General features: G+C 46.9%; 17 protein-coding genes and 1 other annotated feature. All 17 genes read left to right on the top strand.

Features of this window, described 5'->3' with window-relative positions:
• Positions 1-119: 119 nt before the first annotated feature.
• A complete protein-coding gene (locus MKY23_RS22190) occupies positions 120-1,301 on the top strand; it encodes an SPOR domain-containing protein (protein WP_339832260.1) in 1,182 nt (393 codons plus the stop codon).
• A 146-nt stretch (positions 1,302-1,447) separates the two neighbouring features.
• On the top strand, positions 1,448-1,690 hold the full coding sequence (locus tag MKY23_RS22185; RefSeq protein WP_090919108.1) for a DUF4321 domain-containing protein: 243 nt from the start codon (positions 1,448-1,450) through the stop codon (positions 1,688-1,690).
• Between the two features lie 89 nt (positions 1,691-1,779).
• Positions 1,780-2,394 carry a Maf family protein gene (locus tag MKY23_RS22180; protein ID WP_339832258.1) on the top strand — a complete coding sequence of 205 codons (615 nt, stop codon included), beginning with the start codon at positions 1,780-1,782 and terminating at the stop codon, positions 2,392-2,394.
• Positions 2,395-2,425: 31 nt separating this feature from the next.
• Positions 2,426-3,115 (top strand): DNA repair protein RadC, encoded by a 690-nt coding sequence (gene radC / locus MKY23_RS22175; protein WP_090919105.1) that lies wholly within the window; start codon positions 2,426-2,428, stop codon positions 3,113-3,115.
• A gap of 193 nt (positions 3,116-3,308) precedes the next feature.
• Complete coding sequence (locus tag MKY23_RS22170; protein ID WP_090919103.1) at positions 3,309-4,343, top strand: rod shape-determining protein; 1,035 nt, start codon at positions 3,309-3,311, stop codon at positions 4,341-4,343.
• Between the two features lie 181 nt (positions 4,344-4,524).
• On the top strand, positions 4,525-5,397 hold the full coding sequence (gene mreC / locus MKY23_RS22165) for a rod shape-determining protein MreC (protein ID WP_090919101.1): 873 nt from the start codon (positions 4,525-4,527) through the stop codon (positions 5,395-5,397).
• A complete protein-coding gene (mreD, locus tag MKY23_RS22160) occupies positions 5,397-5,930 on the top strand; it encodes a rod shape-determining protein MreD (RefSeq protein WP_090919098.1) in 534 nt (177 codons plus the stop codon). The genes mreC and mreD overlap by 1 nt, the downstream gene beginning before the upstream one ends.
• Before the next feature lie 74 nt (positions 5,931-6,004).
• Entirely contained in the window at positions 6,005-6,667 is a 663-nt protein-coding gene (minC, locus tag MKY23_RS22155) for a septum site-determining protein MinC (RefSeq protein ID WP_090919095.1), read from the top strand.
• A 3-nt stretch (positions 6,668-6,670) separates the two neighbouring features.
• Positions 6,671-7,465, top strand: coding sequence for a septum site-determining protein MinD (minD, locus tag MKY23_RS22150; RefSeq protein WP_090919093.1), 795 nt, complete (start codon positions 6,671-6,673; stop codon positions 7,463-7,465).
• Between the two features lie 315 nt (positions 7,466-7,780).
• On the top strand, positions 7,781-8,722 hold the full coding sequence (locus MKY23_RS22145) for a M23 family metallopeptidase (RefSeq protein ID WP_154985522.1): 942 nt from the start codon (positions 7,781-7,783) through the stop codon (positions 8,720-8,722).
• Entirely contained in the window at positions 8,715-9,575 is an 861-nt protein-coding gene (locus MKY23_RS22140) for a M50 family metallopeptidase (protein ID WP_154985523.1), read from the top strand. Before MKY23_RS22145 ends, MKY23_RS22140 begins: the two co-directional genes overlap by 8 nt.
• A 108-nt stretch (positions 9,576-9,683) precedes the next feature.
• Positions 9,684-10,934, top strand: coding sequence for an Rne/Rng family ribonuclease (locus MKY23_RS22135; protein WP_090919087.1), 1,251 nt, complete (start codon positions 9,684-9,686; stop codon positions 10,932-10,934).
• Positions 10,935-10,991: 57 nt separating this feature from the next.
• Positions 10,992-11,075, top strand: a sequence feature (ribosomal protein L21 leader region).
• A 14-nt stretch (positions 11,076-11,089) separates the two neighbouring features.
• A complete protein-coding gene (gene rplU, locus MKY23_RS22130; protein ID WP_154985524.1) occupies positions 11,090-11,401 on the top strand; it encodes a 50S ribosomal protein L21 in 312 nt (103 codons plus the stop codon).
• A gap of 13 nt (positions 11,402-11,414) precedes the next feature.
• A complete protein-coding gene (locus MKY23_RS22125) occupies positions 11,415-11,744 on the top strand; it encodes a ribosomal-processing cysteine protease Prp (RefSeq protein ID WP_090919083.1) in 330 nt (109 codons plus the stop codon).
• A gap of 23 nt (positions 11,745-11,767) precedes the next feature.
• A complete protein-coding gene (gene rpmA, locus MKY23_RS22120; protein ID WP_017692622.1) occupies positions 11,768-12,079 on the top strand; it encodes a 50S ribosomal protein L27 in 312 nt (103 codons plus the stop codon).
• Positions 12,080-12,229: 150 nt separating this feature from the next.
• Positions 12,230-12,967 carry a Spo0B domain-containing protein gene (locus MKY23_RS22115; protein WP_154985525.1) on the top strand — a complete coding sequence of 246 codons (738 nt, stop codon included), beginning with the start codon at positions 12,230-12,232 and terminating at the stop codon, positions 12,965-12,967.
• 16 nt (positions 12,968-12,983) lie between these two features.
• Positions 12,984-14,294, top strand: a complete 1,311-nt coding sequence (gene obgE / locus MKY23_RS22110) for a GTPase ObgE (protein WP_154985526.1) — start codon at positions 12,984-12,986, stop codon at positions 14,292-14,294.
• The last annotated feature ends 37 nt before the right edge of the window (positions 14,295-14,331 follow it).

Here is a 14,331-nt window from a genome sequence, read left to right as displayed (position 1 = left end):
AGGCGTTTTTGGCTTGGGATTCATATGATTAGAAAGTCTGAAGATTTAATCATTCCGTGGAATGTTATCCTCCATCTCAACATATAGATGATATAAATGGGACAAAGGAGAGGGTACGGGTGAGCAACGCCAGAATGACGTTTCGCTTCGGAGATCAGGAGTCGGACAAGCTGGAAAAGCAGGGGATGACGGCATCCAGTACACTGGTCACAATGAACGAAAATTTGCCTAATACAGTACAGTCGTTGCCGAAGCCTGAACCAGACACAAACAACACCTCTAGTTCATCAATGGCAGTAGAGGACATGCCTATGGATTGGGGAGGGACGATTCTGGCAGATGCTTCCCGTTCACCCCATACAAACTACGCCTCAGATCGGAATATGCAGGATGATAAATATGAATTTGATTCGGAAAGAAGTCAAGATCTGGATCAGGGCCATAACTGGATGATCGAATCGGAGAACTATTCATATAAACGAAATCGTCCTCCCAGAGGCTGGAAGATGATCGGCTCTGTTTCAGGGGCATTGGTAACCGGAGCACTGTTCGGTATGGTTATTTTGTCCCTTTTTAACAAGGAGAACGTGGTGAAACCGGATGAAATGCTTCCTGTGAATCAGAGCATTTCTACTGTGTCAGGTCAGGAGGGGGAGGCCGGAACAGCAGGGCAACTTGAAATTTCATCTGCAGGCGGTACATATTATGCCCTACAATATGGAGTGTTTAGTTCTCCGGAGCGAGCGGAACAAGCGAAGCTTGAACTCACCCAAACGGGCTTAGCTGCGAGTTCGGACCCTGAAGATGGCAATCGCGTATATGCCGGCATCTCTGCGGATCGTGAGGAGGCCAAGCTCCTCAGTAGCAGACTAAAGTCTCAGGGAGTCGAATTATATGTCAAAGAGATCGTCAATCCGGCGGTGGATCCGGCGATCTTTGGTAATAAGCATGAGGACGTTGCTCTTTTCTTCAAAAACAGCTCCGCGCTTATCGATCAGTTATCAACACTCTCGATCCAGCAATTGGGTCAGTCAGTACAAGCAGCCATTTCACCAGAGATGATGGAAGCGGTACAGACGCAGCATCAAACGTGGTTGACCGGCATAAAGAGCCTTGCGCCTGGAATGGCGGTAGACGTTCAACCGGTTGTGACCAGCATGGAGAAATCGATGAACAGTGCGATAACAGCCATTGCAGAGTATAATAAAAATCCGGACGCTGTTCACATGTGGGCGGTACAGTCAGATTTGATGGAGTATGTGCTCCAACAGAAAAAGTGGCTTGAGTCTATAAAGCAATAAAGCTCCTATTCCCATAACAACGCCTCAAAACTCCTATCCGGCAAGGAACTGGAAATAGTTCCCCCTGCCGGATTTGTGTTTGTATTGACGTACAAAACCCCGTATAATAATGTGGGTGTCAAAAAATGGCGAGGGAAGATTAACCGATGAAAAAAAACTTCGGCGTGTTATTATTGTTTCTGCTGCTTGGCTGGATGGCCGGAGCGTGGATCGCCAAGGCACTGCAGCCTGTTAAAGCTGTAGCCTTTTTAACCAAGGTCACGACGATTCGCTGGTCGCCCCAGGCTGATCTCGATATTTTCAGTTATGACCTTTCATTTCAATTTCAAATGAGCCTCCTGAGTCTGATTGGTATTATTGCGGCTGTGTGGCTGTATCGCAGACTGTAGGAGAATGACGAATGTTGACCAAAAAAATAAACTAGTGACATCTATTATTGTGATTCGGACAGATGTTGCCGTAGTATAAGGAGCCGTTAATGTCGAATAACACAGAACAGCGCCCGATTATTCTGGCCTCCACATCGCCGCGGCGCAAGGAACTGATCGCGTCACTCCATTTAGCGTTTGAAGTTATACCGAGTTATGCCGATGAGAATACACCATTAGACTGGACCCCAGAACAGACCGTGCAAGAATTGGCTCTTCGCAAGGCGCTTGCTGTGTATCGTGGACTGGAAGGTAGCAGTAAAGATGCCATTATCGTCGGCAGTGATACCGTTGTTGTGCTTGACAATGAGATTCTGGGCAAGCCTGTGGATGAGTCTGATGCTGAGCAGATGTTGTCACGTCTGCAAGGACGGGAACATCGTGTGTTTACGGGTGTTGCTTGTATCGATGCAGCTACCGGACATTCGGTGGTGCATTATCGTCAGACGGATGTAACGATGAAGGAACTGTCTGAAGCTACGATTCGTGCGTACGTGAAGACGGGAGAACCTTCAGACAAAGCAGGGTCATATGCTATTCAAGGCATTGGCGCTTCACTGATCGACCGCATTGAAGGATGTTATTTTAATGTGGTAGGCTTGCCACTATCTCTGCTCAGTGACATGCTGGAGGGATTTGGCGTGTACGTGTTGCCACAAACATAATCAAAACGGATGCTGTGAAAAGAGGGAACGTATGGAGTCGCCTCAATACATGATGCGCGACATCCCCCAGGAAGATCGCCCGAGAGAACGCATGATGGAATATGGGGCGGGCGCCTTGAGTCATACCGAATTGCTTGCTATATTACTTCGAACAGGAACGAGACAGGAATCCGCCATGCATATGGCACAGCGGATACTGAATCAAGCAGGTGGCATCCGTTCGTTGATGGATCTGAGCCTTGAAGAGATGACAGCTATGAAGGGCATTGGACAAGCCAAAGCGGTTCAGCTTAAAGCAGGTATTGAACTGGGCCATCGGATTGCCAAGAGTCGGCTTGCTCCATCGACATCGATCCGTACACCGCGTGATGCTGCGGATATTCTAATGGAACAACTGCGTTATTTGCAGAAAGAACATTTTGTGTGTCTTTTTTTGAATAGCAAAAATCATATCATAGCTCAGGAAACACTCTCCATGGGCAGCCTGAATGCTTCAATTGTACATCCGCGTGAAGTATTTCGTGCCGCCATCAAATGTAGCAGTGCCTCAATTGTGTGCGCACATAACCATCCCAGCGGTGATCCAACGCCTAGTCCGGAAGATATTCAGATAACCAAAAGACTGATTGAAGCCGGTGCAATCGTGGGCATTGACGTTCTGGACCACCTTGTTATTGGTGATGGAACATACGTAAGTTTGAAGGAGAAGGGCTTGGTATAATATAATGGTTGGCGTTGATGTTTTCCTATGAATGATAACGGACGTGTCCGTCAAAGATAGGTTCACTTTACTTTGCAGATTCAGATTCAAAATACTACATGCGAATATTAGCTCCACGGTTTCGTGGGAATGAAAGTTATGCTCTTGTAATGAAACAGGAGCAGCAATATGAGGCAGAAAAGGAGAATACGTCATGTTTGGTGGTTTTACGAAAGATTTGGGTATTGATTTGGGGACAGCGAATACGCTGGTTTATGTACGTGGAAAAGGAATTGTGGTGCGCGAGCCTTCGGTTGTCGCACTGCGTACGGATACAAAAAGTATCGAGGCTGTGGGTGAGTCCGCTAAAAAAATGATTGGACGTACACCTGGCAATATCCGCGCTATTCGTCCAATGAAAGATGGCGTAATTGCTGACTTCGATACTACTGCAACGATGATCAAATACTTTATTCGTCAGGCACAGAAGCAACGCTCTATGTTTCAGCGTCATCCTAACGTGATGGTATGTGTACCATCCGGAATTACGGCCGTGGAACAACGTGCAGTTGAAGATGCGACCAAACAGGCAGGAGCACGTGAGGCTTACACGATCGAAGAACCATTTGCAGCCGCTATTGGTGCAGATCTGCCCGTATGGGAACCGACAGGCAGTATGGTCGTTGATATTGGTGGCGGTACGACTGAAGTGGCAGTCATTTCTCTAGGTGGTATCGTAACCAGCCGTTCGGTGCGTGTAGCAGGTGACGAGATGGATGAATCCGTGATTCAGTACATCAAACGCCAATACAATCTGATGATCGGTGAACGTACATCCGAACAGTTGAAGATGGATATCGGTTCAGCTATGCCGCTGGAACAAGTGGAAACGATGGAAATTCGCGGACGTGATCTGGTAACAGGTCTGCCGAAGACGATTACCATTACTTCTGATGAGATTAGCGAAGCTCTGGCAGACACCGTGAATGCTATTGTTGAAGCGGTAAAAGTAACACTTGAGAAGTGCCCTCCTGAGCTTGCAGCAGACATTATGGATCGGGGAATTGTCCTGACAGGCGGCGGAGCTCTGCTTCGCAATCTGGATAAGCTGCTTGCTGGAGAGACAGGAATGCCTGTCATTGTTGCGGAGAATCCGCTAGATTGCGTAGCGATCGGCACAGGTAAAGCACTGGAAAATATTCATATGTTCAAAAGCAGAAGCAGTTCAGCAGTTCGTTCCAAGCGTTAATGGATTGCTTGCCGTCTGATCCTTGATTGGGCGGCAACACTTCAATGTAGATTACCCGGATAATCCCGGGAGAGCTATAACCCGCTTAACAGGGGAGGATCGATTGATATTCTCGCATGAACTTCAGGTCTGATATCTCCCCGCCGGGCTGGGCTCGGAAGAGAATAATGGATGTTAGAGGGTGTTGGAACTGTTTAAACTGCTTGGCAACAAAAGACTTTTTGTTTTGCTGGTGGGCCTTGTTACATTTATCGCGCTGATGGGCTTTACGCTTAGTCCGCGAGCCAATTTATCCTGGCCGGAGAAATTCCTCAAGGATTCAGTTGGATTTGTACAATACGTATTTTACAAGCCCGCTTCTTATGTAGCGGGCTTTTTCAAAGATGTGGCGAACATGCGTGCGGTATACGAGGAAAATGAAGAGCTTCGCATCGCGATGGGACACTATACACGTGACCGATTGAAATACAATGACTTAGAGCAAAAAAACAAGCAACTCGAGCAAGCGCTCAATTTTACAAAAGAACAACAGAATCGATACAATTATGGTTCTCGAATTGCCCAAGTAATAAGTGCCAATTCCGATCCGAACAGTAGAACGATTAACATAGACATCGGGGAGAATGCAGGCATCAAACCAGGTATGGCTGTTACATCACAGGAAGGTTTGGTTGGGGTGATCAGCCATGTCAGTTCGTATACATCAACGGTGAACTTGCTAACTTCAATGGATGCTAATGACCCAACATCGAATGCGATTGCGGCTACGGCTGTAGGCAAAGAGAAAGTGTTTGGTATGATCGAGAGTTATGATCCGAAGAGCGGTATGTTAAAGATGACCAAGATTGCAGAGGATTCCAATATCGCAAAAGGTGATGAAATTATCTCATCTGGTATCATCAACAATTTTCCAAAGTACATGCGTATTGGAGAAGTGAAAAGCGTCGAGAAGAGCGAATATGGTTTAACACAGACGGCTACAATTAAACCCTATGCCAACTTCCTCGATTGGAAAGAGCTGATTGTGATCATTCCGCCTGAGGTTAAACAATAATGGTTACGCGCAAACAGGTTCTGTTTCTGTTACTGTTCATTCTGTTCATTGCTGAAGATACGATTCTGCCGCAGATCATTCCTTCAGCCTGGCAAATGCGTATATCAGCCAACCTGGTTTATATCGTTATTTTATTTTTTGCTGTGTATTATCACAGGCATACAGCCCTTGTGCTCGGCATATTATTTGGACTCTTGCATGATGTCGTCTTCTACGGGGAGATGATTGGCCCTTACGGATTCTCCATGGGATTATCTGCTTATATGATGGGACTTATATTTCAAGCACCGCGTGCACCGATGCCCATCATGGTTTCAGTTGTCCTGCTTGGAAGTTTGCTGAATGATACGATGTTATTTTTCTTATACAAGCTCTTCCAGCTCAATCATGTGACCTTTGACTGGGCACTGATTGAATACATGATCCCTAATCTGTTTGTTCACTTTGTGTTTACCCTGATCATTTATGTGCCTCTGCGCAAACAGCTGGAGAAGATCGGCACACCTAAAAGTAAAGCAGATGAAGCTTCCTGATGACATTTATGGAGCAAGAAGCAGGAACTTGGGAACCGGGGCACGAAATGTAATGAGATGGGAGGGACAGGCTTATGACGGTGAAATCGAATCACGTAACGATTAAAGGCATCCGAGACGGCTTGGTTTTCCTGTTGGACGATCAATGTGAATTCGAGGAATTGCTCTATGAGCTCCGCTATAAGCTGGAACACAGCCATCAAAACATTTTGACCGGACCGATTGTTCATGTGGATATCAAGCTGGGAGCGCGAGAAATTACGGAAGATCAGAAAGAAGAGATTCTGGATATATTGAAGCAAAAAGGGAATCTACTGATCCGATCCTTTGACTCGCCTGCACTTGTACAGGAGGTCAAAGGTCCCCCGCCGATTGTGACGATGTGCGGCATGGTACGATCAGGTCAGGTGCTTCATCATGAGGGGAATCTCCTGTTTCTCGGAGATATCAATCCAGGGGGCACGGTGACGTGTACTGGGGATATATATGTTTTGGGTTCACTCAGAGGTATGGCTCATGCTGGAATCAGCGGGGACGAAGAGGCTATTATCGCAGCATCGGTATTTGCGCCAACACAGTTGCGTATTGCCGATGTAATCAGTCGTCCTCCGGATGAATGGGAGAGTCATGAAACCGGAATGGAATTTGCTTATTTGCAGGACAATCAGATGCAGATCGACAAGATGAGCAATATCGTTCGGTTGCGCCGAGATTTTAATGTGTTTAAAGGAGTGTAGCTCATGGGAGAGGCGATCGTGATCACTTCGGGTAAAGGCGGTGTGGGTAAGACGACCACCTCGGCAAACATCGGGACAGCCCTGGCGCTGCTTGGCAAAAAGGTTTGTTTGGTCGATACCGATATCGGCCTTCGTAATCTGGATGTTGTGATGGGACTCGAGAACCGCATTATTTACGATCTGTGCGATGTTGCGGACGGCCGTTGCCGTTTGAATCAGGCTTTGGTAAAAGACAAGCGTTTCGAAGAATTATACATGTTGCCTGCAGCGCAGACGAGAGACAAAAACTCTGTATCGCCAGAACAGGTGAAAGATATCATCCTGGAACTCAAAAAAGATTTTGAATACGTCATTATTGACTGCCCGGCAGGGATTGAGCAGGGATTCAAAAATGCGGTAGCAGGAGCAGATCAGGCCATCGTGGTCACTACACCGGAAAATGCAGCAGTTCGTGATGCGGACCGTGTCATCGGCTTGCTGGAGAGTTCACACATTCAGTCTCCTAAGCTGGTAGTGAACCGGATTCGCAACAATATGGTGAAGTCAGGTGACATGCTTGATATCGATGGTATTTTACAAGTACTTAACATCGACCTGATTGGCATCGTGCCAGATGATGAACTTGTCATCAAGGCTGCCAATTCTGGCGAACCTACAGTGATGAACCCAGATTCACTTGCAGCCATTGCTTATCGCAATATTGCAAGACGAATTTTGGGAGATACCGTGCCATTAATGCAGATGGAGCAGAAGAAGGGCGCATTTTCCCGTTTCAAGAAATTTTTCGGGATGGGTTAAAGGGTACGTAGAGCGTGAAATAAATTTAGTTAAATTGAACTTCAAGTAACAGCCGGGGCAGCGTGTCCGGCTGTTTTTTTGTGTATGCCTCGTTTACTCACTGTCTACTCACTACTCATAGGCTTTTCTTTGGTTTATTACGTGTGATTACGTGCGTCAGCTATTTGGTAAACTGCCGTAGTGACACTCCCACACACAACATTCGTAATTTAAAGCTAAAGCTTATTTTCGGTTCAGTTAGTATGGAGGCTTGTTCATATTCTTTGCTGTTGATTCATAGGATGTAGTAAACAAGCCTCAGCGGGAGGACATGGCATGAATACAAAACGGAGAATCAAACAGAGACGAGAAGAGCGGATACGGCGGCTTATGGATGGGGCAGTGCATGAAGTGTTGCAAGAACAAAAGCCGGTTTTTCGATGGGATCGTGGAAGAGAAAGAGATCAGGGCAGTGAAAGAGAGAGAAATGCAGACATAAGTATAGATGGAAGTAAAGATCAAGGTAGAAATAGCGAGCATGATGAAACGAACCGGCAGAAGCCGTTTGTTTTTGTAGAGGAACCAGCGGAAAGAGACCCGGAATGGTTGTGGAAGAAGGAAAATGGACATTTCGGCCCTACAGGGCGTTCTGGTTTTAATTTGTTTCGATCGTTCCTACGGCGTACGGTAGTCAGTGCAGTACTATTTGCAGGCGTGTGGGGACTGTTTCAATTAAATGCATCATGGACGATAGCACCTAAAACCGTTATTGCTGATGTACTTCATAACGATATGGATTTTGCTGCGGCTACGGCATGGTATGAACGGAATTTCGGTGGGACACCTTCTTTCCTGCCGGTACTTGGACATACCACTGATGTAGTAAACGGCTCAGGAATCCGCCAGCTTCTCGGTAAACCAATTTCAGGTACGGTCGTTCAGCCATTTGCTTTAAGTATGAAGGGAATTGAGATTGTTCCAGATGCCGCTACTACAGGAGGGCTCGTGCAAGTCGTCAGCTCAGGTGCTGGGCGTGTGCTTGAGGTTCTGGGGGATGCAACCAGCGGGTATACCGTCGTTATCCAGCACGCTGGTAAGGTGACGGCCATATACGGCCGGATGAACGAGAGTGACGTTCAGGTGAATGATTGGGTCGAAGCGGGGAATGTGGTGGGACGCTTAAAGGGTGGAAGCACGGATCAGCCTGCTACGCTTTATTTTGCGATAAAAGAAGGAGAAGAGTACGTAGACCCTGCGGAAGTCGTTGCCCTTGATTAGGGTGTGGGGAGTGCGAATCTCGCTTCACCCGTTTTTTGTCATTATCATGATGACCTCGCTGTTGACTGGACATTTTATTGAACTGATCACGCTATTTGCCATCGTATTTATTCATGAATGCGGACATGCTGCCGCGGCGGCCCTTCTGGGCTGCCGTGTATTGTCTATACAGATGCTTCCCTTTGGGGGAGTGGCTGTTATTGAAGATGGAGGCAAACTGACGGCTTACCGCGAGATTGTCATTGCCTTGGCTGGACCGTTGCAGAACATTCTGATGGTTGGCATAGTACTGCTTCTAAGCCGATTTCAGTTGGGGGACCCACTGTTTCTGGATTATATCATCCAAGCCAACCTGCTCATTGCTTTGTTTAATCTGTTGCCAGTATTGCCTTTGGACGGGGGAAAGATCGTTCAGGCGATTGTCAGCCTGTGGGCTCCTTACTATACTACACTCATGTGGACTTATCGCATCAGTATCCTGTGTAGCGCAGGGGTTATTTTGGTTGCGATTAGCCGGTGGCTTTCCGGCGATTACGGGCTACCGTTGAACCTTTTATTAATAGGCCTTTTTTTGTTTTACTCCAATTTTACTGATTATCGGAACGTGCCTTATCGTTTTATCCGTTTTCTGATGAACCGGGAAGCTGTTTTTGTCCGGTATGCAACTACAGGTGGCTTGGCCCAACCGATAATCTCGTTCCCAGCGAAACCTTTGGACACTATTTTGCGTCTATTAAAAAGGGAACAGTACCATATGGTATACGTGATGAATAAGCAGGGACGTATCTTGGCGGTTTTGCCTGAACAGAGAGTGATTGGCTCGTACTTTCAACAAAATACCGATAAATTTTGAAGCCTACTGATGAACCTGCTCTCAAACGGGGTAATACATTTATGATCGTTATTGCCTATAATATGAAATGGATGTGGATAAATTGAAGGGTCTTCTAGAGGTGAAGCCATGAAACAAATGATTGTACATAATGAACATAACCTCATGCAAATGGCGCTTCTGGAAGAAGGCAAAGCTGTGGAGTTCACGGCAGAGCGTACACGCGAGCGCGGGTTGCTAGGTTCCTTTTTCAAGGGACGGGTAGTGAATGTGTTACCGGGTATGCAGGCTGCCTTTGTGGATATTGGTCAGAGAAAGAATGCGTTTCTGTATGTGGATGATGTGCTCCACCCCCATCTGGAGAAGCAACCTAAAATAAAACCTTCCATCTCGGAGTTGCTGCGTCCGGGTCAGGAATTAATTGTACAGGTTCTGAAGGAACCGGTAGGAAGCAAAGGAGCCCGGGTGACGACTCATTATTCACTTCCGGGCCGCTGGCTTGTCTACATGCCTGTAGCGGGTTATGTGGCTGTTTCCAAAAAGATTGCCCGGGAGGGGGATCGTTCCCGCCTCAAAGGGATGGGAGAGCGGTTGCTTCGGGACGAAGAAGGGCTGATTATTCGTACCGTATCTGCGGAAGAAGCCAATGAGGCCATTCAGACTGATTTGGAGGCATTACGAGCTCAGTGGCTTCTGATTCGAGAAAAAGCAGACAGTTTGCCTTCTCCAAGCTTGTTGCACCAAGACCAAAGCATGATTCAGCGAGTGATTAGAGATGTGTATACTCCTGGTAGTGACGAGGTGATCACGGATAGTGAAGGACAGGCTCGCGTAATACGGACGTTGCTTGAAGAGATCTGTCCAGGGCATGAGCCTCGAGTTCAGGTGTATTCCGGAACGGAATCTATCTTTGATGCTTACGGTGTACAGGAACAGCTGAACAAAGATTTTGCCCGCAAAGTTTGGCTACCCGGAGGTGGCTATATCGTTATTGATCATACCGAAGCGTTGACCGTGATTGATGTGAATACAGGCAAGTATACCGGAGCAGGTGGAGATAGTCTGGAAGAGACGGTAACCGAAACCAACATGCAGGCTGCAGTGGAGATTGCCCGGTTAATGCGACTACGGGACATTGGCGGCATGATTATCGTTGATTTCATCGATATGGAAGAGGCATCGAATCGGCATGATGTAGCGTCTGTGCTGGAGCAGGAGCTACGTAAGGATCGGACCAAAGCTTTTGTAATGGGATGGACGAAACTCGGGTTGCTTGAACTGACTCGCAAAAAAGTAAGAGAAGAAAGTACCTTGCCCTACGTGGAAGCTTGTTCTTCCTGTCATGGCACGGGGAAAAGATATATTTCACCTTTGCATTGATTTTTAATATACTGCGTGATATAATCATCAAGTATGTGTTTAAGCCTATTGGTCTTGCACATGCTGTAACCGCACTGACCAGGTTTAAGAACAGTTCCGCAAGGTACTGTCACCTGAGAACGGGCGAGTCTGAGACATGAGGAGGTGCAAGGCAAATGTACGCAATTATTGAAACAGGCGGCAAACAGTACAAAGTCCAAGAGGGCGATGTTCTGTTCATCGAGAAATTGAATGTGAACGACGGCGAAAGCGTAACGTTCGACCGTGTCCTGGCTGTATCTAACGATCAAGGTTTGACAGCAGGTACACCATTGGTTTCCGGAGCTACTGTAACGGCTAAGGTTGAGAAACATGGCAAAGGTCAAAAGGTTGTTGTATACAAATACAAACCGAAAAAGAACTACCATGTGAAGCAAGGTCACCGTCAACCGTACACTAAAGTAACTATCGAAAAAATCAAAGCGTAAGAAGGTGCGATAAGTGATTATCGTTCAAATCTTTCGTGATGAGGACGGGAACATCGAACGCTTTTCTATCGAAGGGCATGCCAATTTTGCCAAGCGTGGAGAAGATATCGTATGTGCCGGGGTATCTGCTGTTACAGTAGGTACAGTGAACTCGATTGAAGCATTAACTGGTATCGAGATGGATGCCAAGATGAAGAATGGCTTTTTAAGCGGTTCTTTACCGGTGCTGGCAAAAGGGGAAACTTTTTCTCAGGTACAGTTGTTGCTCGAATCCATGGTAGTTATGCTCTCTAATATTGCAGAGTCATACGGGAAGTATATTCAAATACAGCAACACCAATAAGCAAAGAAGGAGGAAAACCAATCATGTTGAAATTAAATCTTCAGTTGTTCGCATCGAAAAAAGGTGTAGGTTCCACGAAGAACGGACGTGACAGTAATGCACAACGTCTGGGTGTTAAACGTGCAGATGGCCAAACTGTAACTGGTGGTAGCATTCTCGTTCGCCAACGCGGAACGAAAATTCACCCAGGAACAAACGTAGGTATCGGTAAAGATGACACTTTGTTCGCGAAAATCGACGGCGTTGTTAAATTCGAACGTTGGGGTCGCGATCGCAAAAAAGTAAGCATCTACCCTGTAAACGTTGCTCCAGTAGCAGCTGCAGTAGAAGCTTAATATCGGCATTCCGCCTAAGGAGCCTTCGGCATTTTTGCCGGAGGTTTTTTGCATTCTGCGACTATTCGATAATGAACTGGCAGAAAAGACATGTTATACTTGGTTACGGTGGGTTGAAACCAACCTAGTTTGGTAGAACGGGGAGAAGCCATGAAATCCTGGAAAAGAGTGCCGTGGATTGCGGCATGTTCACTTGTGATTCCTTTGGTTTTCGTTATGTTGTATCCAGCGTCTTTTACGAGCGTTGTGTGCGCATTTTGGTCCGTCGCAGTGATGTTAGTATCAGGATATGCGATGAAAAAGCAGGCGGAGGCGGAACGCAGAATCATCATTCAATCCATGGAAAAAACAGCAATAGCTTCATTAAATCATCATCGGCATGACTGGATGAACGATCTCCAAGTGTTATATGGATATCTTAGGCTGGGCAAACTTGATAAATCCCTGCAATGTGTGGAAAGAATAAAAGAGCGGGTAACGGAAGAAAGCCGTATATCTAAATTAGGTATACCTTCTCTCGTCTTTTATTTGCAATCTTTTCGGGCCAGTGGAGCTGCACTGGAATTGCATGTGGAAGTAGAAGAAGAGCTGCAGCTCAGTGCTCTGGTCTCTCCCGAGGATGGCGAGTCGCTTACGGGGGCGATTGCGGATGCAATTCGGGCCTATCAGTATGGCGGTGGCCGGTCGTCTTGGGGAGAGGTACGCAAACTGACCTTGAACTTCGGACAGGATCATGGAGATGTCGTTGTCCGGTTGGACGGAGATCAAACCCCAGATCCAGAAACGCTGCGGCAATTAACAGCTGTACTCAAAGGTAAAAAAGTCAGAACGGAGCAGCTTCCGTCTGGGGATACGTTTGTACAATTCAGAATGCCTTGTGGAATATAGGAAGAAGGGGTAACCAATGTTTGTTGATAAAGCGAAGATTTATGTGAAAGCAGGAGATGGAGGAGACGGTATCGTCTCTTTCCGTCGTGAGAAATATGTACCGGAGGGTGGCCCTGCCGGTGGCGATGGCGGCCGGGGAGCTGATATTATTTTCCGAGTAGATGAAGGTCTGCGGACATTGTTGGACCTCCGTTATCGACGAATCTTTAAAGCCCCACGTGGAGAGAAGGGGAGAAATAAGAGCCAGCACGGCGCTAACGCGGAAAATATGATTGTGAGCATCCCGCCAGGAACCGTTATTGTCGATGATGATACTGGAGAGGTATTAGCTGATCTAACGCGTCATGGTCAGCAGGTGGTTGTAGCCAAAGGTGGACGTGGGGGACGTGGTAACATTCGCTTTGCAACGCCAAGAAACCCGGCACCTGAACTTGCCGAGAACGGTGAGGAAGGCGAAGAACGTTATATCGTACTTGAGCTTAAGGTTATGGCGGATGTCGGTCTGGTTGGTTTTCCGAGTGTAGGTAAATCTACGTTGTTGTCTGTCGTATCTGCTGCCAAGCCAAAGATTGGGGCATACCACTTTACAACCATTACACCTAACTTGGGTGTTGTTGGTGTAGGTGAAGGTCGTAGCTTTGTGATGGCTGATTTGCCGGGTCTGATTGAAGGGGCGCATGAGGGTGTCGGACTAGGACATGAGTTCCTGCGACATGTTGAGCGGACACGAGTTATTATTCATGTTGTGGATATGTCGGGTTCTGAAGGACGTGATCCTTTCGAAGACTGGCAGAAGATTAATGATGAACTGAGACTATACAATCCTGTGCTTGCCGAGAGGCCGCAGGTCGTAGCTGCGAACAAAATGGATATGCCGGATTCCGAAGCTAATTTGGAGCAATTTTTGCAACAGGTTCGTGAAGTGAAGCCAGATATCGAAGTGATGCCTATTTCGTCGCTGACTCGTAAGGGTATTCAGGAACTGTTGTACAGAGCAGCTGATCTGCTGGATCAGATTCCGGATGAGCCTGAAGTAGAAGAAGTAGCCGATCTCTCCGAGCGTAAAGTATACAGTTTGGACAAAAAAGAGGACGAAGGTTTCCGTATTGTGCGTGAGAACGATACATTCATTGTGGAGAGTGTCAAGATTGATCGCATGATGAAACGGATGCAGTTGAATTCACACGAGGCTATTCTGAAGTTGGCGCGTACACTTCGTCACATGGGTGTGGATGATGAGCTTCGTAAACGTGGTGCCGTGGAAGGTACGATTGTGCGTATTGGAGATTTTGAGTTTGAATTTGTGGAAAGCAGTAGTTACTACTAAGCCGCTAGGCCAAAAAAAATTGTGAACATCATCGGCT

Origin of the sequence: Paenibacillus sp. FSL R7-0272, from assembly GCF_037969905.1 — a bacterium.
Classification (GTDB): Bacteria; Bacillota; Bacilli; order Paenibacillales; family Paenibacillaceae; genus Paenibacillus; species Paenibacillus polysaccharolyticus.
This window is presented reverse-complemented; position numbering and strand designations above follow the sequence as displayed.